This window comes from Marinifilum sp. N1E240, from assembly GCF_009295825.1.
GTDB classification, from domain to species: domain Bacteria; phylum Bacteroidota; class Bacteroidia; order Bacteroidales; family Marinifilaceae; genus Marinifilum_A; species Marinifilum_A sediminis.
The window spans coordinates 25,147-46,030 of record NZ_WHKF01000015.1 but is presented as its reverse complement, the minus strand read 5'-3'; the positions used below and the strand labels follow the sequence as shown (position 1 = coordinate 46,030).

12 protein-coding genes and 1 tRNA gene are annotated in these 20,884 nt (G+C 34.9%); 5 read left to right on the top strand and 8 right to left on the bottom strand.

Annotation, left to right across the window (positions count from 1 at the left end):
- Nucleotides 1-161: 161 nt before the first annotated feature.
- Nucleotides 162-746: a hypothetical protein gene (locus GCQ56_RS19340; RefSeq protein WP_152736186.1), complete on the top strand. Its 585-nt coding sequence runs from the start codon at nt 162-164 to the stop codon at nt 744-746.
- Nucleotides 747-1,122: 376 nt separating this feature from the next.
- Nucleotides 1,123-1,647 carry a hypothetical protein gene (locus tag GCQ56_RS19335; protein ID WP_152736185.1) on the top strand — a complete coding sequence of 175 codons (525 nt, stop codon included), beginning with the start codon at nt 1,123-1,125 and terminating at the stop codon, nt 1,645-1,647.
- A 763-nt stretch (nt 1,648-2,410) separates the two neighbouring features.
- Here the strand turns inward: GCQ56_RS19335 and GCQ56_RS19330 are convergent.
- The 6 genes from GCQ56_RS19330 to GCQ56_RS19305 form a co-directional block, all read right to left on the bottom strand.
- Nucleotides 2,411-2,812: an endonuclease domain-containing protein gene (locus GCQ56_RS19330; RefSeq protein WP_152736184.1), complete on the bottom strand. Its 402-nt coding sequence runs from the start codon at nt 2,810-2,812 to the stop codon at nt 2,411-2,413.
- Nucleotides 2,813-3,250: 438 nt separating this feature from the next.
- Entirely contained in the window at nt 3,251-4,723 is a 1,473-nt protein-coding gene (locus tag GCQ56_RS19325; RefSeq protein ID WP_152736183.1) for a DUF5723 family protein, read from the bottom strand.
- 19 nt (nt 4,724-4,742) lie between these two features.
- Nucleotides 4,743-6,380: a hypothetical protein gene (locus GCQ56_RS19320; RefSeq protein ID WP_152736182.1), complete on the bottom strand. Its 1,638-nt coding sequence runs from the start codon at nt 6,378-6,380 to the stop codon at nt 4,743-4,745.
- 158 nt (nt 6,381-6,538) lie between these two features.
- Entirely contained in the window at nt 6,539-9,289 is a 2,751-nt protein-coding gene (locus tag GCQ56_RS19315; protein ID WP_152736181.1) for a DUF3352 domain-containing protein, read from the bottom strand.
- Nucleotides 9,290-9,513: 224 nt separating this feature from the next.
- Nucleotides 9,514-11,073 (bottom strand): aldehyde dehydrogenase family protein, encoded by a 1,560-nt coding sequence (locus tag GCQ56_RS19310; RefSeq protein WP_193323849.1) that lies wholly within the window; start codon nt 11,071-11,073, stop codon nt 9,514-9,516.
- Between the two features lie 178 nt (nt 11,074-11,251).
- Complete coding sequence (locus GCQ56_RS19305) at nt 11,252-12,247, bottom strand: dihydroorotate dehydrogenase-like protein (protein WP_152736180.1); 996 nt, start codon at nt 12,245-12,247, stop codon at nt 11,252-11,254.
- Nucleotides 12,248-12,521: 274 nt separating this feature from the next.
- Between GCQ56_RS19305 and GCQ56_RS19300 the strand changes: the two genes are divergently transcribed.
- From GCQ56_RS19300 to GCQ56_RS19290, 3 genes are all read left to right on the top strand, one after another.
- Nucleotides 12,522-14,060, top strand: a complete 1,539-nt coding sequence (locus GCQ56_RS19300) for an AbgT family transporter (RefSeq protein ID WP_152736179.1) — start codon at nt 12,522-12,524, stop codon at nt 14,058-14,060.
- Nucleotides 14,061-14,203: 143 nt separating this feature from the next.
- Nucleotides 14,204-14,285 (top strand) — tRNA-Leu (locus tag GCQ56_RS19295).
- A 415-nt stretch (nt 14,286-14,700) separates the two neighbouring features.
- A complete protein-coding gene (locus GCQ56_RS19290) occupies nt 14,701-15,147 on the top strand; it encodes a hypothetical protein (RefSeq protein ID WP_152736178.1) in 447 nt (148 codons plus the stop codon).
- 80 nt (nt 15,148-15,227) lie between these two features.
- Here GCQ56_RS19290 and GCQ56_RS19285 read toward each other — a convergent pair whose 3' ends face one another.
- Together GCQ56_RS19285 and GCQ56_RS19280 are read right to left on the bottom strand one after the other, a co-directional pair.
- Complete coding sequence (locus GCQ56_RS19285; RefSeq protein WP_152736177.1) at nt 15,228-16,814, bottom strand: PorP/SprF family type IX secretion system membrane protein; 1,587 nt, start codon at nt 16,812-16,814, stop codon at nt 15,228-15,230.
- Nucleotides 16,815-16,828: 14 nt separating this feature from the next.
- Nucleotides 16,829-20,749 (bottom strand): gliding motility-associated C-terminal domain-containing protein, encoded by a 3,921-nt coding sequence (locus tag GCQ56_RS19280; RefSeq protein ID WP_152736176.1) that lies wholly within the window; start codon nt 20,747-20,749, stop codon nt 16,829-16,831.
- Between the last annotated feature and the right edge of the window lie 135 nt (nt 20,750-20,884).

Sequence of the window (20,884 nt, the reverse complement as noted above, 5' to 3'; positions counted from 1 at the left end):
TTTGGCTCAAATAAGAACCTCAATTCTATTTCAAATTAAAAGGATTTTCAATTTTTATGTATCCTTAAAACTGCTATATTTAAAGCTTAATTGAGCAGTTTAATCAGTTTTTAGACAAACTGCCGTTCTGGGTAATTGAAATAAACGATAAAGCTGTTATAATGGCAAAAAAGAAAAATAAGGATTCAAATTATCAATTTGCTATAGAAATAGCAGATGGATTCTACCAATCAGGATTATCAATAGCAAATCATTCACATGAAGATAAGAGTGACAGAGGATATATCTGGATCCCTCCTGGTGTCGTGAATTTCAGTTTTGCTACTGAACTACTTCTAAAAGCCACAATCTTTTATGATCTAAAGAAAAAGCCTTGGGGACATAAGTTGTATGATTTATATAAATCACTCTCGACGGAAACGAGACTAAAAATTGAAGAGGCATATAAACTACATAAAAAGGAAAATGAAGCAGTAGAGTCTTTACCTGCTTATAAAATAATAATTCGTGTAGGAGAAGATAATTCAGACCATTCGCAAGAGACAAATGTTGACGAAATAAAAAACTTATTAGAAATTCATAGCGAATCATTCGAAAATTGGAGATACATACATGAATTTGGAGAAGAGGGGTATTGCTATGAATTTGATTTTAAAGCAATGGATGCTTTTTATAAAGCTATACAGGACATTCTGAGAATATTTCTTAAAGAGGAAAAAATGTCATTTGGTATGAAAAGGGTCTAAAATTCAACTACCCACAACAAAAGTAACCGTTGCGCATCCACATAAAATTAGATGAATACATTATAAAAGCCTTAAAAGGTTGTCTCTTGGCAAGCTTTTAAGGCTTTGTTTTTTGCTTTCAGTTCTTGAAAAAGTAAAATTATTGAGATTTTAAAATGGATCTGTTGCTTTTAGAGGGAAAGCACCTTGAATTTGAATAGAAAGGCAATGGAATTTGGAAGGTCTATTACAGAAATGTATTTTTAGGATACTTTAATGAAAATAAATTAAGATCAAAAGAATCATCAACAAGGGTAGAGACTAATTTAGTGTAAAGTCTAATCTTTAACTTGTGTAAAGGATGTGCCTTTACGAACACTTAAACCCAATTTGAATAATGAAGTATAGATTAATATTATTGTTTTTAGTTTTTACATCATGCGGGCATAAAACAGAGATAATTAAATGTGATTCAGACTTATCTCATTATTCAGCTTTTGATTATGAGATTCTTGAAAAAGAATTCATTAATGAGGTTAATGGTGATTCTGTATTTAGTGCGGAAATTTTAATTAAGACATTTACTAAGGATTCCATGATATTAATGGATTCGGTAAGCTGTTTTTGCTTGGCTATCTGTAAAAAGGAGTCAATTGCTGAAGCTCGATTCTATAAAAACAAAATTGGATTTGAAATTGCTAAAAAATATCAAATAAATGAATTCAGTATTGCAACTTTATATATTGATAATAATATTGATATGCAGAATCTGTTGAAACACTCCATTGCTTCAATTAGAATAGATGATATTGATCAAAATTGGACACAACACTTAAATTCTGATAATTTTTCGGTTTTTGGACTTAGACAGATTCAACCATTAGAAGGAGAATATGTAGAGAGGAAATTAGTCATTGAATAAAATAAGCAGTGCCTAACAAAAGTAACCGTTGCGCATCCACATAAAATAAGATGAATAAATGATTAGAGCCTTAAAAGTTTGTCTCTTGGCTAGCTTTTAAGGCTTTGTTTTAATGTTACCAACTGCCGCAAGCAGTCTAACTATTTCCAAAGAAAAATCCCGAACCTGCTGAGTCCGGGATTTTCTTCTAACCACTATTTACTAACCTAAATCTAATCTATGAAAAAACATCTCTGTTTTGTATGTTACAAATGTAGGTGGTAATTGTGCTAAATGGTTAAAACAAAAGTTAATGAAGCTTAAAAGTGGGTTTGTATTTTCTTTTTCACCCTTTTGCCTGTCGGCATTTTCCCTGGGAGGGAAAAATTGTAATTGCAAAGTACAAATCTTGATGTAAGAGACTCTGGTTTTAAAGTTGAGTGTTTCCCTTTTAGAGAAACGGAACAAACTGTTGGTAGACTAACGGGTGAATTTTCGGAAAACATGCAAATCTACACCAAAGAAAAATCCCGAACTTCGTTAAGTCCGGGATTTTCTTCTAACCACTAATTACTAACCTAAATCTAATCTATGAAAAAACATCTCTGTTTTGTATGTTACAAATGTAGGTGGTAATTGTGCTAAATGCTTTAAACAAAAGTTAATGAAGCTTAAAAGTGGGTTTATATTTTCTTTTTCACCCTTTTGCCTGTCGGCATTTTCCCTGGGAGGGAAAAATCAAAATGGATAAAGATGAATCAAGCTTAGCCGATATGAGTTTTAATTATCTCATTTTCCTTTTGAAAACAGGATCATTGTCATTGCTTTTAAAATGACTTATAATTTTAGTAAGTACTTTTTGAATGTCAATTAGTTCTTCGTTTTTAATTCTAAGGACAGTGATATCCATACTTTTTAAAATTTCTTCTCGATTTTTGTCTTTTGCTTTCTGAAAATCATGAATTTTTCCATCTAATTCAATGACAAGTTGTTCATCTTTACAATAAAAATCAGGGATAAAGAAAAAATGCTCTTCTTCATTCGAATCATAAACTATTGCATGTTGTCGTAGAAATTTTCGTCCTTTTAATTGACGTCTTCTAATTTGTTGCCAAAGCAATTGTTCCGAAGGAGTAGCTTCCTTTCTAAGTTTTTGTTTAAATTCTTTTATCTCTGAGTATTTCATACAGAACCTATTTCCAATAAAATTAGAAATATTATTTCAAGATTTTTATCAACGATTAATCAATTCTTTAATTTTCAAGTTGAGTATTTCCCTAAAAGAGAAAAGTTCTAAAATTAAAGATAGAACTCGATTTGAAATTTCTCTCCTGTTAGGGGAGATCCCGACAGGGAGAGGGGTGTGATTGTTCACATTTTTTCTTTTTCACCCTTTTGCCTGTCGGCACTTCCCCTAAAAGGGGAAGATTGGAATTGTAAAGCTTGATGCAAGAGACTCTGGGTTTAAAGTTGAGTGTTTCCCTTTTAGGGAACCTGAACAAACTGTTGGTAGACTAATGGGTGAGGAAAATAAAACACAAAAAAAGGACTACCTGCAAGAGGTAGCCCTGAATTTAAATTGATGTAAACACTCCGAAAATATGGAGTTTATTGTAGTTACGCTTTATTTGTATAAGGGTTTCTTTTTGTTCTTCAGTTCATCTTCGAAAGAACAGGAATTTCGACTGATTACTTTGTTTTTGCAACCAAATAAAAAGTTGAAACCAAAACGAATGTTTGCTATTTGTGCGCTGTTGGGTCTAATTGCAGCCATTACATTGTCGCTAATCACATAGAATTGCAAAGGACCCGCTTTAGCCGCAATACCAAGTCCAAGGTTGGCATAAGAATTATTGGCAACGGTGTAACTGGCACTAGTGCTTAGGTTCTTAAAAAAGCGAGCATTTGCTGAAAAAGACAGAGAAGATTGAACCTTGCCATTAAAAATTTCAGTTCTACTCAAAGCTCCTAAATTAACTCTCTTCCCAATTTGATGCGTTCCTCCCAAATAGATTTTAGTTGGTAAGGCAACAGAATAAGATCCTACCAAATCAGTAGCACGAAATTCGTCAGCAATATCATCCGAAAGATCTTCAAAAACATCTTCAATCTCTTCATAATTTGGATCATTTGAATTTCCAGATTGTGACCAATCGGCACCGTCATAGGTGAATGAACCATCCTGAACAAATTCATATCCATTCGATTTCCAATTGATAGCACCAATATCTAAGATACTTGCATAAAGCGTAGTTTTATCATCCATTTGGTAAGTCATACCCAAATCTACAGCAAAACCCTTATTATCGGTGTTTAAAAAGAAATCCTGATCGAAATCATCACCATCAAAGTTGATATCATCTACATATCCATCTGCATCGTAACCAATTTGATTGATTGGTAAAGAGGCTCTAAGTCTGTGTTTTGAATTTAGAACAATTTGATCTCCCGAAGCTGAGGTGAATATTGACATATCGGATTCTTCCATATGCACATTTGCAACACCAAACAATACTTTCCCCTTAATACCAACTGTCCATTTATCGTTGATCTTTTTAGATGCTCCAAGCGCAATTTCGTGATAATAGTTGGCATCAAGTCCTATGCCTCCCCAATTCGAAGTTTTACCTCTATAATCGTAGTTACCATCTTTAAGGAATGTAATCATCTCTTTATCGAAGCTAAACCTGGAATCTTCTTTTTCAATTACATCCAGAGTGAAATAGTAATCTTTCGCGCGAATTCCTAAGGCAAAAAGAGTTATTTCAAGTTGTTGAGATACATAATTGGTTGTTTTTAAGGCATCGTGAAAGCTATTCACATTTACCACCAACGAATCGGAACGAATTCCTGTTCCATCGGTAATAATATCATCGTAAGCGAAAGCGGTATTGCCATAATTCACATAAATAGAACTGAGGGCAGGAAAACCTACAAACACTTTACATTCTGGTTGAATAGCAGGATTTAACTGATTGGATTGAGGCACATTTTGCATTAAATACAATGTGTTGTTTAATTTCTGTGCTGTAGCATTTGTAATCAGAAAAACAATTAGAATTCCTGTAAGAGATATTTTATAAAATAGTTTAATCATAGCGGGGTGAATGAGTCTTCTAATTATTTAAGTCGATTTGGGCTTGAACAGCTATTGCAAATTTAAGTTCGTAATCACCCTTTAATTTTACAGCTTCAGTTCCAGTGCCAGAGGTTTTAACGCTAGCATTGATAATAAGATTCTCTGTCTCGTTAAGGTGTTCAATTTGAGTCTGCGTCAATTTTATTTCATGAGTTACCTCAACAATTGTACTTGGATCAACTTCTCCTTCGGATGCATGTCCAGCTGGGTAGACTCCTGCAGCATCTATTACTTCACTATCCACAATAGAATCAACTACATTGTAAAGTTCATCAGTCATGTAAATTCTATCAATTTGAACGTCTAAAGGATATCCGTTTTCGGCTGTTATAACGATAGCTGCATTCATTATTTTTTCTGCATCGTCAATATCCATATCATCAATGGTATCGCGTAGCATTAAATTAGTCGCTGAGAAATCAAGAGGGACATCAATTTCCAGATCAACATCAATTCGCGAACTGCTGCTAAGAATGTTCGGTTGTGAATTAATATCTACTGTATTTGGATTTAAGTCAACCTGACCTGAATAATCCAATCGATCAGAAGGTGGCAAAGCCATCACTTGAGTGATTTGTGAGTTGTTTCTGTCGTAAACAACTGTTTCTGATATTCCGTTGGTAACTTCGGATAAATTTCTTGGATAATTGGGTTGCAAAGGATCTGGATTTAGAGATGCCGAATTGCCATCTGTACTATAACCAGTCATATTGGCATTAATCTCAAAAGGTACACCAACCGAATTGCGCATGTACAAGTAAATTCTTGGATCAGCAAATTCGTATTCGCCTTCAATATCATCCCAAAAATCAACATCCATATCTATATTACCCGTTCCTATGTCTATCATTTGTTTACCAAAATCACCATAAGCCATATCGAAATTGATATTCTGAACCTGATATTGAATTCCTAAGCTACCTACACCAGAAATGGTTCCTCCATTGTCTAGAATTGTTCCAGAAAATTCAATGGTAATTTCATTTGCAGTTGTGTATGGTGTGTTAAAAGTTAGATTGAGATCAGTTAAATCGAAGTTCTCAACATGGTTTGGATTGTTTGCTGGAATTGTAAAGTTATCCGTTGCAAGTGCACCTCCGATTGTTCCACCAGGAATCGTCACATCAAGAGAGATATCTGCATTTAGCGGGTTGCTAAAAGTTAATTGTAGATTTCCATCAATTTCTAATTGAGATAAGGTAATGCCAGCTTGACCTGTTTGTACACCATATACATCAGATTGAGGTGGAATAGGTATTGGACCGGCGAAACCTACCGGAGGAAGGGGCATTGAATAGCTTTCTGTAAGCTGGTTTGGAAATGTTAATACAGAACCTGCATCGTAGGTAAAAATATTATCTTCTCGATATTTGATGTGAAGAAAACCATTTTCTAAAAAGATGGTTTGATCAGCAGGATCAGTTTCATGTTCGTTTAATAAATACCAAAGAGAATAGGTTCCGTAACTAACGGGAACGATCATATTTGGAGTCCAATCTACCTTATCAGATAATTTATCCATGTCGTAATCATCTGAATCGAAACATGATTGCATTGTTACGGCTAAAATACCGGAAATTAAAACCGGAATGAGAAATCGAAATTTAGATATCATAGTAGTTTTATTTAATTGACATACGTAAATTAATACCGCTTAACGCATGTTCAACCCTAATATATTTGATTAGATTTTTAGTTTGCCTCAACAAAAATACGAAATCATGTAAACAACTTAATTGATTACGTGAATAAAATCTTATTGCTGATGAACGGCTAGTGTACGGAGTAGTTTAACAAGAAGTTACGATTATCTCCTACGTATAGGTTAAAAGATTTATCACCCGATTTGGCAAAGCCAATAGAAAATTCTGTGTTGCCTTTCAGAGGAAATCCACTGTGATTGTTACCATTGGTATCAAGCAGATAAATTTTATTCTCATTTTCAACACATATTCCAATTTCGATATTCCTTCTAGAGAATCTGTAAACATGAGGAGCATAGCTGATACCAGAGTCGAATTTTTTCTCCAGCTTTGTTTTTCCGCTAGCATCAAAAACCTTGAGGAAATTATAATCTGCAAACAGGTATTCATTTTTACCATCAGAATTCAAGTCGGCAGCAGTAAAAAAGTGTGCTTCCGATAATTCGGTAAATGTTTTACTTTCCACTTTTCCTGTGAAATAAATGTAGTGAATGGTACCATTGGTATCAGTTGTAACCATACGGCTATTCGTTTTTTCCAGGAAGAATGGATTTTTCTCCGATTTTGAGAATTGCTTTTTTAGTTTTACTCGCTCTACACCACGTCTATTCAATATGTATATTCGATATTTATCGGCGAAAACAATGTAATCTTTATTGTTGACTCTAAAATGTTGAATTTGGCTGGTAATTTGGTTTTCAGCCTTGGCAGGATTCCATCCGGTAAGCAATTTTCCTTCTTTAGTGTAAGCGTATGCTTTTTGATCTTTGCAAGGAATAAAGAATCGATAATTGCGATTTTTATCGTAATCGAATATGGAAACTCCTCTTACCGCATCCGATTTTAACCGAATTGGATAATTCTTTACGTTATTGCCATTTCTATCAATCAAATGCAAATGTTTTTTGGTTGCAAACAGATATTGCAATTTGTTATTTTTGAAGTAATCAACTTGCTGAATTTCTCCAATGATTTTAGAATCCAAAGGTTTTTTCCATAGCATTCTACCTGCTGGATTCAAAAGGCATAATTGATTGTTGATATCCTGAATCAGAATTTCATTCTCCTTGGTGTAATGATTTCTTACCAAATAGGGTTTGTGCTTGAAACAAGTATCTAATCTGGATTCCCAATCGGTTTGTGGGGCAGCTTCCAAAACCGGATCGTACTCAATAAACAAGTTGTTGTAAATTAAGTTTCGATTCGAACTTAATTGCAAGCCAATTGCCTGAAACTTATTTACACTTTCCTTATGATTTTTAATTTCCTTTTGCAATTCTTCGTTTAAAAAACTTGATATAAATCGATTTGCTTTAGGTGTTGCTGTATAAAAAAAGAAGTTGGCTTTATTGGAAAGAAACTCTTTATTTTCCTGATAACTCTGATTGCTATCAAGGGTTTTTCCTAAAACTGATTCTTTAATGAACTCCGATAAGGAGTTGATATTCGGTCCCATAACCAAATAGTTGTCGATAAAGGTAAAATAAGCCGATGAGGCATCCGTAAAAAAGCTTCCAAAGAGCTTTTCTGGCAAACGATCATCCGGTAATCGGTAGATATCGAAGGATGTTTCAGAATCCAATTTATAGGTTCTTTTGTAATATGCCAAAGTGCGTTGTTGCTTTTTAGCGTATCCCAAAACAGGCTTCAGCATTTTCTCTTTGGCAATACTTGCACTTTTGGTTCTTATTACGGTGAATCTTTTATCAGAATTACCTTCAGCAAATGCTAAACCAATTTCTTTATGGATAATTGAGAATATGATTTCTTCAAAATCTTCTCCTGTTTTCTTTTTTAGATCATTGATATCCTTTTGATAATCTGATAATTTTCCCATTTGATCGAGAAACTTGCGATATTTTCCCTTGTGCATTAAAGGATCTGCAATACCCAATATTGCCAAAATACCAGTCTCTGAAGGAAGAATGGATTCCATTTCCATTTTAACAGGTTCTTGCTGCAAAAATAGATTCATCAGATTCCCTTGTTGAGGATCACTATAAGTAAAACCATTCAGTAAAATAATGCGGTTTCTAAAGCTAAGATCAAGCTCTGTCCAGTTGGCTAAATTGGTGTAGTTGCGAATAAATTTGCTGTGACTTTTATCCAATGAAAAGGAAATCTGTTTTGGGAATGTTTTTAAATTCAGGAATATATTGGCATCAACATTTTTACCAATAGTTCTTCTGATTTGTTCAAAACCTTTCGATTTAGATATGGAATTCTCGGTACTTAATTGACGAATCGAATTTTCCAATAATAACATCGATCGGCTACCAATTAATAGACCATTGGAAAATGAAAAATGCAATTCTTCACCTTTTTTGGAAGAGCTTGGAATGGTGTAAAGAGTTGTGTTTTGGTAGTGTCGCTCTCTTAATTGTAAATCAGGACCAATCCAATTGCTAACAGAACTTTGAATCTTTTTTTCTTCCAGGTAATCATTAATGGGCAAGATGTAGAGATATTCAATATCGTTTTTCCCTTGCAAATGACTAGCCAGAGTAAAACTACGATCTAATGAAAATGAATAATCGGAATCAAAGTTGCTTACCAAGCTATCAATAAATTGAAGATTATTGTTGATTTTGGCTATTTTATCAAAGTTTCCTAGCTCTTTCCAGGCGCCAGTGTTATTCTCCAATTTAGTGATGAGTTTTTCCAAACTCTCGAATTGAATGATTAATTCGGAGTTTACAGGTACTGCAGAGAAAGGATCAATTCCTTTGTATTCTTTTTGTTTTTGAAGATATAAATAGCCTAAAACAATGATTGCCAAAAGCAATACAATGAAAAAAGAGGTAAGAATTTTTCTCAGCATAGTAAACAGATTGGATGGTATAGTGTTGCTTCAAAAATAAGAATTTATGAAGGCTTTAAAAAATTATGTGAAAGGCTTTTGTGAATGATATTGCATTAATGTGTGAATTAATGATTTTGATAGGTGAGAAGCTCGATTAATGCTATAAATTTGGAAGAATTAAATAAAAAAAGCCCCCGCATTAGCGGAGGCCTTACATTATTAAAATTTGAAATGCTATTTTTTTATAAATCAAATTTGATTCCTTGAGCTAATGGCAAATCATTACCATAGTTTAAGGTATTTGTTTGTCTTCTCATGTATGTTTTCCAAGAGTCCGAACCCGATTCGCGTCCACCACCAGTTTCCTTTTCACCACCAAAAGCACCACCAATTTCGGCACCTGAAGTTCCAATATTAACATTTGCAATACCACAATCGCTCCCAACTGCAGAAATAAAGGTTTGTGCTTCACGCATATTCATCGTAAAAATGGACGAAGATAAACCTTGAGGAACATCGTTGTGCAAGTCAATTGCTTCTTCGAGTGTTTTGTATTTCATGATGTACAATACCGGAACAAAAGATTCATCCTGAACAATTTGCCAGTGGTTTTCTACCTCGCAGAAAGTTGGAAGTACAAAATTGCCTTCAATAACCTTATCACCAAATACAATTTTACCACCTGCTTTTTTTACCTCGGCAATGGCAGTTTTATAAACTTCAACAGCACCTTCATCAATTACCGGTCCAACCAAAGTATTTTCATCAAGTGGATTACCAATTTTTCCTTCAACTTGTTTGTATGCATTTAGCAATCGACCTTTTACATCATCGTAAATACTTTCGTGAATGATTAGTCGACGAGTAGAAGTACATCTTTGTCCTGCAGTACCTACCGAACCGAAAACAATCCCTGGAATTGCCAGATCCAAATCAGCAGTTGGAGCAACAATAATTGCATTGTTTCCACCCAATTCAGCAATGGTTCTTCCCAAACGAGCACCAACTTTTTCAGCCACACGTTTTCCAATAGCTGTTGATCCGGTTACTGATATTAGTGGAACACGTTTGTCTTCAATAAAGTTATCACCCATTACTGATGATTTAGCAACAACTAGATTGAAAACACCTTCAGGAACATCATTATCCTTCAATACTTTTTGAATGATATTGTGACAAGCGATTGCACAAAGAGGAACTTTAGAGCTAGGTTTCCAGATTACAACATCGCCACAAACAGCTGCGATCATTGCATTCCAAGCCCATACTGCTACTGGAAAGTTAAAAGCAGAAATAACACCAGTAATCCCTAACGGATGATATTGATCCATCATTTTGTGATCTGGTCGTTCTGAATGCATGGTAAATCCGTAAAGCATTCTCGATTGTCCAACAGCAAAGTCGCAAATGTCTATCATTTCTTGAACTTCACCCAAACCTTCCTGATAGATTTTTCCCATTTCCAAGGTAACCAATCTACCCAAATCATCTTTTGCGTCGCGTAAAGCATTACCAATTTGACGAACAATTTCTCCTCGTTTTGGGGCTGGCATTTTGCGCCATACTTTAAATGCTTCTTGCGCTTTTACAAGTACTTTTTCATAATCATCTCCATCTGCATTTTGAACTTTCGCAATTAAAGATCCATCAATAGGAGAGAAGGATTCGGTAACAGCACCTTTGCAGTCGAACCATTCTGTTCCCGTTGAGACTCCGGCATTTAAATCTTTTATGCCCAATCGTTGTAGTGTATCCTGTACATCAAAATTTTTCATGATTTTTTGTGTAGTTGTCGTTTCCATGTGATTATGAATTTTTACAGTAATTATGCTTAAACTAAAGAATTATACAATTTAATAAAACTAAATCTAAATAGTAATGATTTTTATCAGTTTAACGGTTTAAGCCTATAAAAAACCCGAATCAATTACTTGACTCGGGCTGAAAGGATATTTATTTTTTAAAAACAAAAGGTTCTTTTTAATGCATTACAAAATTTCTGAAATTCTTCATGAATTGAACTCGTTCGTAAGCCGCTGGTTCATTTGATTTCGATTGGCACATTTTACCCTTAAAATCACGAATGTTCTCAAATCCCTGATCTTCCATCCATGAATAAATTTCTTTTGTAAGAATATCAATATACTCCGGTCCGTTTTTATATAAAATGGATGCCAATTGAACAGCATCAGCACCTGCCAGTATTTGTTTGATAATACTCTCCGAAGTATGAATTCCGGTAGTTGCAGCCAAAGAGCATTTTACACGATCCGACATGATTCCAATCCATCGTAATGAATTCTTGTAGTCATCGGAATGTGAAAGTACTTGTCCACTGGTAATGCTTAGATTATTAATGTCGATATCAGGACTGTAAAAACGGTTGAACATTACAACTCCATCAGCATCCATATCGTCTAATTTCTTGATTACATTTGCCAAATTAGAATGGTAAGGACTTATTTTTAAAGCAACCGGAATGGCAACTTGTTCCTTTACTGTTTTCAATACATCGAAATAAATCTGTTCGTTTTCTTCGCCACTTCTGTTCATATCCGTCGGCAAAACAAAAAGATTCACTTCAAGAGCATCAGCACCTGCTTTTTCAATTTCACGAGAAAAGTAAGTCCATTTTTGTGCGCTAACACAGTTGATACTTGCAATAATAGGAATCGAAACAGCAGCTTTAGCTTCTTCAATCAATCTTAAATATTTACGTAGAATATCCTCATGAGGCTCTTCCTCCATATAGTCAAAAGTCTCAGGATAAATGTATGGACGATTGGTCATGGCATGCATTTGCTCTTCCATTTCCATTACAATTTCTTCCTCGAAAAGAGATTTAAGAACAATAGCTCCAGCTCCATTTGCTTCCAATTCGACTAGTTTTTCAACAGTATCAGTTAATCCGGAGCTTGCTACGATGATAGGATTTTTTAAATCCAATCCTAAATAGTTTGTTGTTAAGTTAGGCATGTTAGAAAAGTTTAGTTTATGTTTTTGATATTTACTCAAATTTAGCAGGGGAAATGCTTTATTACAAATCAATAATCTTTATACTAATATAGAGAATCCTTATCTGTTTAAACTCAGATCTTCGCTAAATTATTTTGGGTTTTTAAGTTCGGTGTGTAAAATCACTGTAAGCATAAATTTACAAAGTCAATTCTTATTTGCAGTATCCCATGATTTTACCTTTTTTTGTGTTTCAATCGGTTTTCCGTTTGAACAACTTAACCAACTAACTAACATGCAGAATACTTTAAAGAAAAAACGAAGCTGGACAGATCGTTTTTTGAATGTGACTGAGAAATTTGGGAATGCGCTTCCGCATCCTGCAACACTTTTTGCAATTTTTGCCATAATGGCGATTTTATTATCTGGACTTGCATCTCTTTTGGGATGGCAGGCAGTTCATCCAGGAACAAAAGAAACTATCGAAGTTGTTAACCTCTTATCAATAGAAGGACTTCATCGTATTCTTATGGAGATGGTGGATAATTTTACAGGCTTTGCTCCATTAGGAATTGTTATGGTTGCGATGCTGGGTATTGGTATTGCTGAAAGTAGTGGTCTGATTGGAACCTTAATTCGTAAACTGGTTTTATCAGCACCTAAAAAAATGTTGACTTTTGTTCTTGTTTTGGCAGGTATTCTTTCCAACACAGCTTCGGATGTCGGTTATGTTCTTTTGATTCCACTTGCTGGGATTATATTTGTTGCTGTTGATCGACATCCTATTGCGGGTATGGCTGCCGCTTTTGCTGGTGTATCGGGGGGATTTTCTGCAAATTTAATTTTAGGTACAATTGATCCTTTATTGGCAGGTCTTTCGCAGGAAGCTGCTCGAATTGTAGATCCAACTGTGGTTGTGAACCCAACGGCTAACTATTACTTTATGGTGGTTTCAACCTTTGTTATTGCAACTGTTGGTACACTTGTTACCGAAAAAATAATAGAACCTCGCCTGGGAGTATATAAAGATGCCGCCGATCATAAGGAAGAAATTCATGATTTGAACGATTTAGAGCGACGAGGATTGCGTTGGGCATTATATGTTGTTCTTTTCTTAACAGCTATTACGATTTGGGGCTTAGTTCCCGAGAATGGATTTTTCCGAGGACCTGATGGTGGATTTTTAACTTCTCCATTGATTAAAGGAGTTGTAGCATTATTATTCCTAGGAGCAGGTGGATGTGGTATTGCTTATGGATTTGGGGCTAAAGTTTTCAAATCAGATGCGGATATCATGAAAGGAATGGGAAAATCGATGGAAACCCTTGCTGGTTATTATGTGCTTGTCTTTTTTGCTGCTCAATTTGTTGCTTATTTTAAATGGTCAAACTTAGGAGTTATTATGGCTATTAAAGGGGCAGGAGCGCTTATGGCAGCGGATATAGGGATGATTCCTTTAATGATTCTTTTTGTGCTTTTATCGGCTCTAATTAATATGCTTATGGGATCGGCTTCGGCCAAGTGGGCAATTATGGCACCAATTTTCATCCCGATGTTTATGCTGATGGGATATTCTCCGGAACTCTCGCAGGTGGTTTATCGTATTGGTGATTCAGTTACTAATGTAATTTCTCCAATGATGAGTTTCTTTGCTCTGATTATTGCTTACGTTCAGAAATACGATAAAAAATCGGGTATAGGAACCATTATCGCAACCATGTTACCGTATTCGGTGGCTTTCTTTGTAGTTTGGGTAATATTATTGATGGGATGGATATTGTTAGGCTTACCATTAGGACCGGGAGCTGGATTAGAATATACAATGCCAAAATAAACTAATAAAGTGAAAGTCAGTGTATCTAGCAATCATGGGCATTTGCACTGACTTTTGCCTTTTAATTTTTTTTGAAAAAAATGTAGAATTTGTTTTGCGAGAATGAAACATTTATCTACATTTGCATCGCATTCAAAAGCAATGCCCAGGTGGCGGAATTGGTAGACGCGCTGGTCTCAAACACCAGTGGGGCAACCCGTGCCGGTTCGATCCCGGCCCTGGGTACAAAGAAATCCTTTCGAAGATTATTCGAGAGGATTTTTTTTTATGCATTAAATCTAAATTTCACATTCTTTAACAATTCTTCTCATTTGTTAACCGAAATGTTAAATATATTTGTTATCAACGAAACAAAAGAAATTAGATTAGGTTTTTTCATAGAATAATAGATTAGGATTTAAAATAGATACCCGGCTTTTTAGCCGGGTTTTTTATTTTTTATAAATTTGACTTATCAGAAATTAATTTAAAATGAGTAAAAATATTCTTACTCAATTCATTTACATGCCAATAAATTAGAGGTTTTTCAAACATTGAAATAATTTATTTTAATTATGCATCATAATTAACTAAACATATTTTGTAGATTTGTGTATAAGATCAAAGTTTAATCTTTATTAAATCTCTAAATTATTGAATCATGAAAAAATCAATTGTTATACTTTTTGTTTTGATTGGGTTCTCGTTAAGTGCGCAAAACACAAAATTTGAAATATTAAAGGAATTTGTTTCTGGAGCAATTACTTTTAATGACGAATTTGCTGATTTGGGTCAGCCTATCGCTACGATTAATGAGTTGGCAGAAAAACAGGCTGACAAAACCGTAGACCTAACAAAAGAGAACATTACGGAAACTCTTGCCTTGGCTAAAAATTATAAAACCTGTATTATAACTGTGGGTGTTCACACCATTGTTAAAATTACCGATTTGGATGATTGTAGTCCTAGTGGAGCTTGGGGTGCATGCATGCCTAAGGGAACTGGATATGTTCAGAAAGCTGGAATTTTAAACGAAAAGAGCGACTATATTAAAAATATTATTGGTCGTCCAGGTTCACAAGAAAGAAAAGTATTTTTGTTTAAATAAATCGAATTAGAAATATCAATTAGCCCCAATTTGGATTTCCAAATTGGGGCTAATTTTATATAGATATTTTGTTTTAGAATTTATTGATAGGAGTAAATTTCGAAAGTTACTCGCCTGTTATTCGCTCTACTTTTATTGTCTTTATTTTCCACAATAGGAAGTCTCTCGCCATGAGGAACGATAATTACACGATTATCAGGAACACCATTTAAAATCAAATAGTTTTTAACGGTAAGCAATCGTTTATAAGCCAGTTCTACATTCGAACGATCCGATCCTATATCATCGGTATGTCCGTGCATTTTAAGGATGTAAGAATTATTATCAACCATCATTTTAATCACAGTCACCAGCTTTCTTCTGGAGTATTCCGTTAACTGATATTTTCCAAAGGCGAAATAGACATTTTCCAATCTTTCTTCCATTTCAATTCGCTCTTCTTTTTGCTCTGGACAGCCATTGTTAATTCTGCTTCCCGGAGTCTCAGGACAGAAATCTTCACTATCAACTATGCCATCATCATCAGAATCAACTGGACAACCATGTTCGTCTACTATATAAAATGGCGGGGTTGAAGGACATTGATCCACTTCATCTGGAATACCATCTCTATCTTCATCGGATTGCTTGTCGCTTTTTTCCATTTGCTCCAACTCATGACGTAAACGATCAATTTTCTTATACTTTTCAGCAAGAAGAGTTTTTAGTGTACTTACATCGTTATCAAGAATTCGTTCTGGTTCTTTTTTAGCTTTTCTTTTTAATCTATATCCGATAAGAAATTCATGATTATTGGAAGCATAGCGCCCAGTTTTTTGAATTCCAATATCATATGCATATCCCATTGTGAAATTTTTCAAGACTTGAACGCCAATGTTAAGACCAATTGAATATTCATCGCGATAATTAAGAGCAAACCATCCTTTATTGGCTAATTCAGCAATTAAATTCACATCATATTGTACTGGAGAACTATCGGCATAACGCAACATTACATAGGGTGTAATGCTTAGATCTTTCACTCTTTGAATTGGAATTTTATATCCGCCGGTTAGCATGGCATGACGAACCAATTCGTAAGAAGATTCGTTTTCATTTTCACTACCATCAACCGAGTTGTTGAGTAATTGAGGTATGGTAAGACCAACAACAATGTTTTTATGGGTGTAATAAAGACCCATATTCGCCATAAATTCCGTGTTCTTGTAATTTGTATTAATCAGGTAAGGATCGTTAGGATTTGCTCTTACATCGTTCATATTTACCCTAAAATCGGATATACCTGCAGAGATCCCCAATCGCAAATAGTGATCGGTTGAAATTTTTAATCGATAAGCATAACTTAATGTTGCCTGAGTATTGTTAAAAATACCAACATCATCATTGGTAAGGTTAAATCCAGCTCCGTACTTTCCCTCTTTTAATTCGGCATCAGCGGTGAATAAGTGTGTTACCTGTCCGCCATCAAAACCAGAAAATTTTTGATTTCGTAGTAAATAGGCGTTAAATAAACCATTTGCCCCAGCTGCAGAAGGATTGTAAAAAGTTGGATTGATATAATATTGATCGAGCAATGGAACTTGTTGAGCCTTGCTTGACTTTAGATTAAGTCCAAGGAACAGTATCAAATAGATGAAAATGTATTTAGTGGTGTAGATTTTTTTCATTCAGTAGGGGATTATTAGTTGCCTAAAATTGATAAACTTCCTTTAATCGGTTTGATCTCTTCCGATTCAAATTCAATTAGGTAGTAATAGGCTCCGTTTGGTAATATTGAGCCATTGAACGTTCCTTTCCAGTCGTTCTGATAAGATTTTGAATGGTAAATTTCTTGTCCGTAGATATTGAAAATATAGACCTCAGGATTACCAAGTTCAGAATCGTAATGAAGAATCCATTCATCATTATATCCATCTCCATTTGGAGTTAAGGCATTGTTCACAATTACCTGAAGTTCTTCGTTGATACTGATATCAACTAATTGTCCAGCATCTGATGATCTGCAAGCATTTCCATCAACAACTAATACCTGATAAGTACCAGCCTCAAGTCCGCTTAGTTCCAAAACACGATTATCGCTGGTAATGGTTTCTCCAGGACTAATGATATATGTATAAGGAGCAATTCCTTCAGAAACTGATATGACCAGGTTACCATCGTATCCAGATTGTACTTCGCTTGTTAAGATTTGAAGTTTAGGATTGGACTGTAAAGTGTAATCAGGTTGAGCAACTACAAGTTCTTCTTTACAATTTCCGACTGTAATTTGAAGATTTGAATTTTCATTAGGAGTAACATTCTCAAATACTACAGGACTTCCATCAGAAGTTAGTTCAGAAAGAAATTCATTACCATTTTGTAGTGTATACCTTATTCCATTTATTGTATTCGGAATTTCGATATCGATGGATTCACCTTCACAAATTTCGCCAGGAGTTGCAAAACTTTCTACCGAAAAAAGAGCCAAATCAGGTATGAAAATAAATTTAGAATGATCTAATAAAACAGGAGTTGTACATACAGCTTCGTGTGCATAAACTGAATAAGTTTTGCTATCGTTAGGATATTGCGATGGGAATTTGATTGTCGTTCCATCGCCAACAATGTTTGATTCTATAATGTTAGTGCCATCATACAATTGATAAAAAATATCTGTTTCACTATTCTCTATTGACAATACAATCTCTTCACCAGCACAAATTGTATCACTGTCGCTAAGTAATACTTTATCTGTCTCTGGTTGATGATGAACTTCAACATCAACTGTATATCTAATATCAATTGGATCCAAACAGCGTTCTCCCATAGCTTCAATTCTATAGGTTGTAGATACTGTTGGTATGGTTGGATCAAAGTTAATTTCCACATTTGTACCAGTTAATGGTGTCCCAATTGGCGTATCTCCTTCAAGCAATTGATAGCTAACTCTAGTGTCAGTAGGAGTTAATGAAATGATAACTTCTTCACCCTCGCAAACTGTATGTTTGTCTATTGTTGGATGCAAATGAGTTTCAGGTTGTAATCCCACATCTACACGAACCGTTTCGGATAAATTAACACTGGTTCCACATATTTCGTTAGTAGCAATTACCTGGTAAGTAACTGATCGGAAAGGAGAAAACTCTGGAAAAGAAAAAGCTGATCCGGTACCGGCTATAGGGTCAGCTTCCAAATAAGTTCCATCGAACAATTGGTAGTTTACTCCAATTTCGCTGGTGTCGATTGATATAATTGTATTCTCACCAACACAAATTTCTGGTTCTGAAATTCTAACCTTAAAGTCCGGATCAGGTAATGGAATAACAGCTAAATCGATTTTATTTTTAAGATCGACTCTTCCGTTACATCCTGGCATTGTGGTTTCAACAATATATGTTGTAGTGATATTAGGTGAAACTGAAGTGAAATTGATTGTTCCACCATTACCAATTGCAGAACTTATTTCAGTTCCGTTGTTATCTTTCAACCAATAATCCAATCCATTTTCAGAATTTTCAACGGATATGATCACAGGAACATTTAAGCTTTCACAAATTTGAGGTTCACTTGCCAATACATTTAAATCTAATTTTGGTCCGGGATTTACAGTTATGCTAACCGAGTTTGGATACAAAACAGAACTGGCACAATTCAAACTTCGAGCTTGAACTTGTAGGTTCTGACTACGATGAGGTTTGATAAAAATACTCATGTCAGTGCCATTTCCTTCCGAAGATCCTAGGATGCCATCTAAACTTCCAAACACCTCATAAATAATTCCAGTTTCACTACTATTAATCGTAAACGCACTTATTTCTCCTTCACAAATTGTACTAGGGTTTAAAGTAAGGCTAACTGTAGGTTTAGGTTGTGGATTTACAATTACATCAGCTTGATTTGTTATTTGATATGAGTTTTGACATTCGGTTTTAATAGCATCAACAAAATAGCTTGTATTGTTTGTTGGAGTTTGATCTGGAAAAGTTATAGCACCACCGTTTCCGACAATTGGCGTTCCTATTGGTCCAGTTGCATCTTTCAATTGATAGTTTACTCCAGCTTCGGAGTTTTCAATTCCTATTACTGTTATTTCACCATCGCATATTTCGGCAGGAGTAGCTGTTAATACTAAATTCAGATTTGGCAAATCGGAAACTGTGATATCTGATTTTAAGTTTAATGTACTTATAGTAGAACATACACTTTTGCTTGCATGAACTTCGTAGATTGTATTTGTAGTTGGATCTACAATAAATTCAAGATTTCCACCAGTTCCAACTATTGCCGATCCAATATTCGAAGTCCCATCCGACAGTTGGTAAGTCACATCAGTTTCCGATAATTCAACAAATATAGATATGCTTTCACCAGAACAAATATCAGCATTAGTAGGAGTTAGGTTCAAATCAACATCTGGCTGTTCATAAACTGTAAGGCTTACTGTATTGTCAAGATCTTTAGCTGCAGAGCAGGATGTTGAAGAGATTTTAACAGAATAAGTTGTCGTAACAATTGGGCTTACCTGTGGAAATGAAATTGAATTTCCATCCCCAACTATTGGAGCTCCAACCGGATTGGTTCCATCTGTTAATTGATACTCAACACCAGTTTCCGACTCATCAAGACTAACAAGTGCAGATTCACCAATACACAATTCAGTTTTATCGATTGAAAGATTAATATCTTTTCTAGGCTCTGTACCTACTGTTACCATTACCTTTTGGTCGAGATTGTAATAACTCAAACAACTGGCTTTAAAAGCTCTTAGGGTATACAACTCTGTGGATGTAGGATTTAGAGTAAAGTTGAGAGTGCCGCCGGTACCAGAAACTGGTCCAGCCACATAGCTTGAACCATCAAAAACTTCATAATCTACGCCTACCTGAGATGCATCAACACTTATAATTATTTCTTCTCCAGGACATATTTGTAAGTGATTGGCACTAACTGCAAGATCAGTTTTAGGGGCTGCAGCTACATTAATTAGCGCACTGTTGGTTAGTTGTATTTTATCGGAGCAATTGTTACCACTTACATAAATTCGATAGGTTGTATTGCTAATAGGAAAAACCTGAGGAAACTGGATAGTTCCACCGTTTCCAGCTCTTGCGGGAGGGAAATCATCCGGACCATTGTTTAAAAGATAATCAAAGCCAGTTTGAGTGTTATCTATAGAAATAATGCTTCCTTCTCCTTTACAAATCATATTTTCTGATGAATTGACAGGAATAGTAAGATTAGGACCTGGAAGGACTGTTACCTCTGTTGTTTCGGTTAAATCAACGGTTTCAAATGTAGTTGTGTTGGTTGCAGTTATACTATAGGTAGCTGTTGCCGAAGGTGTTAATTCAAAATGAATTTGAGTGCCGGTTCCATTTATTGGACTGCCTGTATTTGTTCCATTTGATTTAAGTTGATATTCGACTCCAGTTTCGCTGGTAGCCAAAAAAATACTAATGCTTTCACCTTCGCAGATGCTAGTTTTATCAACATTAATGTCAATTGAATTATCTGGAACAGCTGCTCCAGGCACCAACAAAGTGTTTGCTTGAGCAACGAAAGTGATAATTAGTGTTGCGGAAAGAAGAAGTATTTTTTGAAAGTAGGGGTAAAATTTCTTCATTCAGTAGATTTAAGAGGTTATTTAGTGCGTTTAATTACTTGATCTTGATTGGTTTCTGTTTGTCTTAATGGTGCTCTGTTAATAATCAATAAATTGTATGAAATGTTTATACAAGATATTTGCAATTTTGTTTCA

Bases quoted from the DNA above. Each gene is read 5' to 3' on its own strand.
- GCQ56_RS19340 (WP_152736186.1), top strand. From the start codon at position 162: ATGGCAAAAAAGAAAAATAAGGATTCAAATTATCAATTTGCTATAGAA.
- GCQ56_RS19335 (WP_152736185.1), top strand. From the start codon at position 1,123: ATGAAGTATAGATTAATATTATTGTTTTTAGTTTTTACATCATGCGGG.
- GCQ56_RS19330 (WP_152736184.1), bottom strand. From the start codon at position 2,812: ATGAAATACTCAGAGATAAAAGAATTTAAACAAAAACTTAGAAAGGAA.
- GCQ56_RS19325 (WP_152736183.1), bottom strand. From the start codon at position 4,723: ATGATTAAACTATTTTATAAAATATCTCTTACAGGAATTCTAATTGTT.
- GCQ56_RS19320 (WP_152736182.1), bottom strand. From the start codon at position 6,380: ATGATATCTAAATTTCGATTTCTCATTCCGGTTTTAATTTCCGGTATT.
- GCQ56_RS19315 (WP_152736181.1), bottom strand. From the start codon at position 9,289: ATGCTGAGAAAAATTCTTACCTCTTTTTTCATTGTATTGCTTTTGGCA.
- GCQ56_RS19310 (WP_193323849.1), bottom strand. From the start codon at position 11,073: ATGGAAACGACAACTACACAAAAAATCATGAAAAATTTTGATGTACAG.
- GCQ56_RS19305 (WP_152736180.1), bottom strand. From the start codon at position 12,247: ATGCCTAACTTAACAACAAACTATTTAGGATTGGATTTAAAAAATCCT.
- GCQ56_RS19300 (WP_152736179.1), top strand. From the start codon at position 12,522: ATGCAGAATACTTTAAAGAAAAAACGAAGCTGGACAGATCGTTTTTTG.
- GCQ56_RS19290 (WP_152736178.1), top strand. From the start codon at position 14,701: ATGAAAAAATCAATTGTTATACTTTTTGTTTTGATTGGGTTCTCGTTA.
- GCQ56_RS19285 (WP_152736177.1), bottom strand. From the start codon at position 16,814: ATGAAAAAAATCTACACCACTAAATACATTTTCATCTATTTGATACTG.
- GCQ56_RS19280 (WP_152736176.1), bottom strand. From the start codon at position 20,749: ATGAAGAAATTTTACCCCTACTTTCAAAAAATACTTCTTCTTTCCGCA.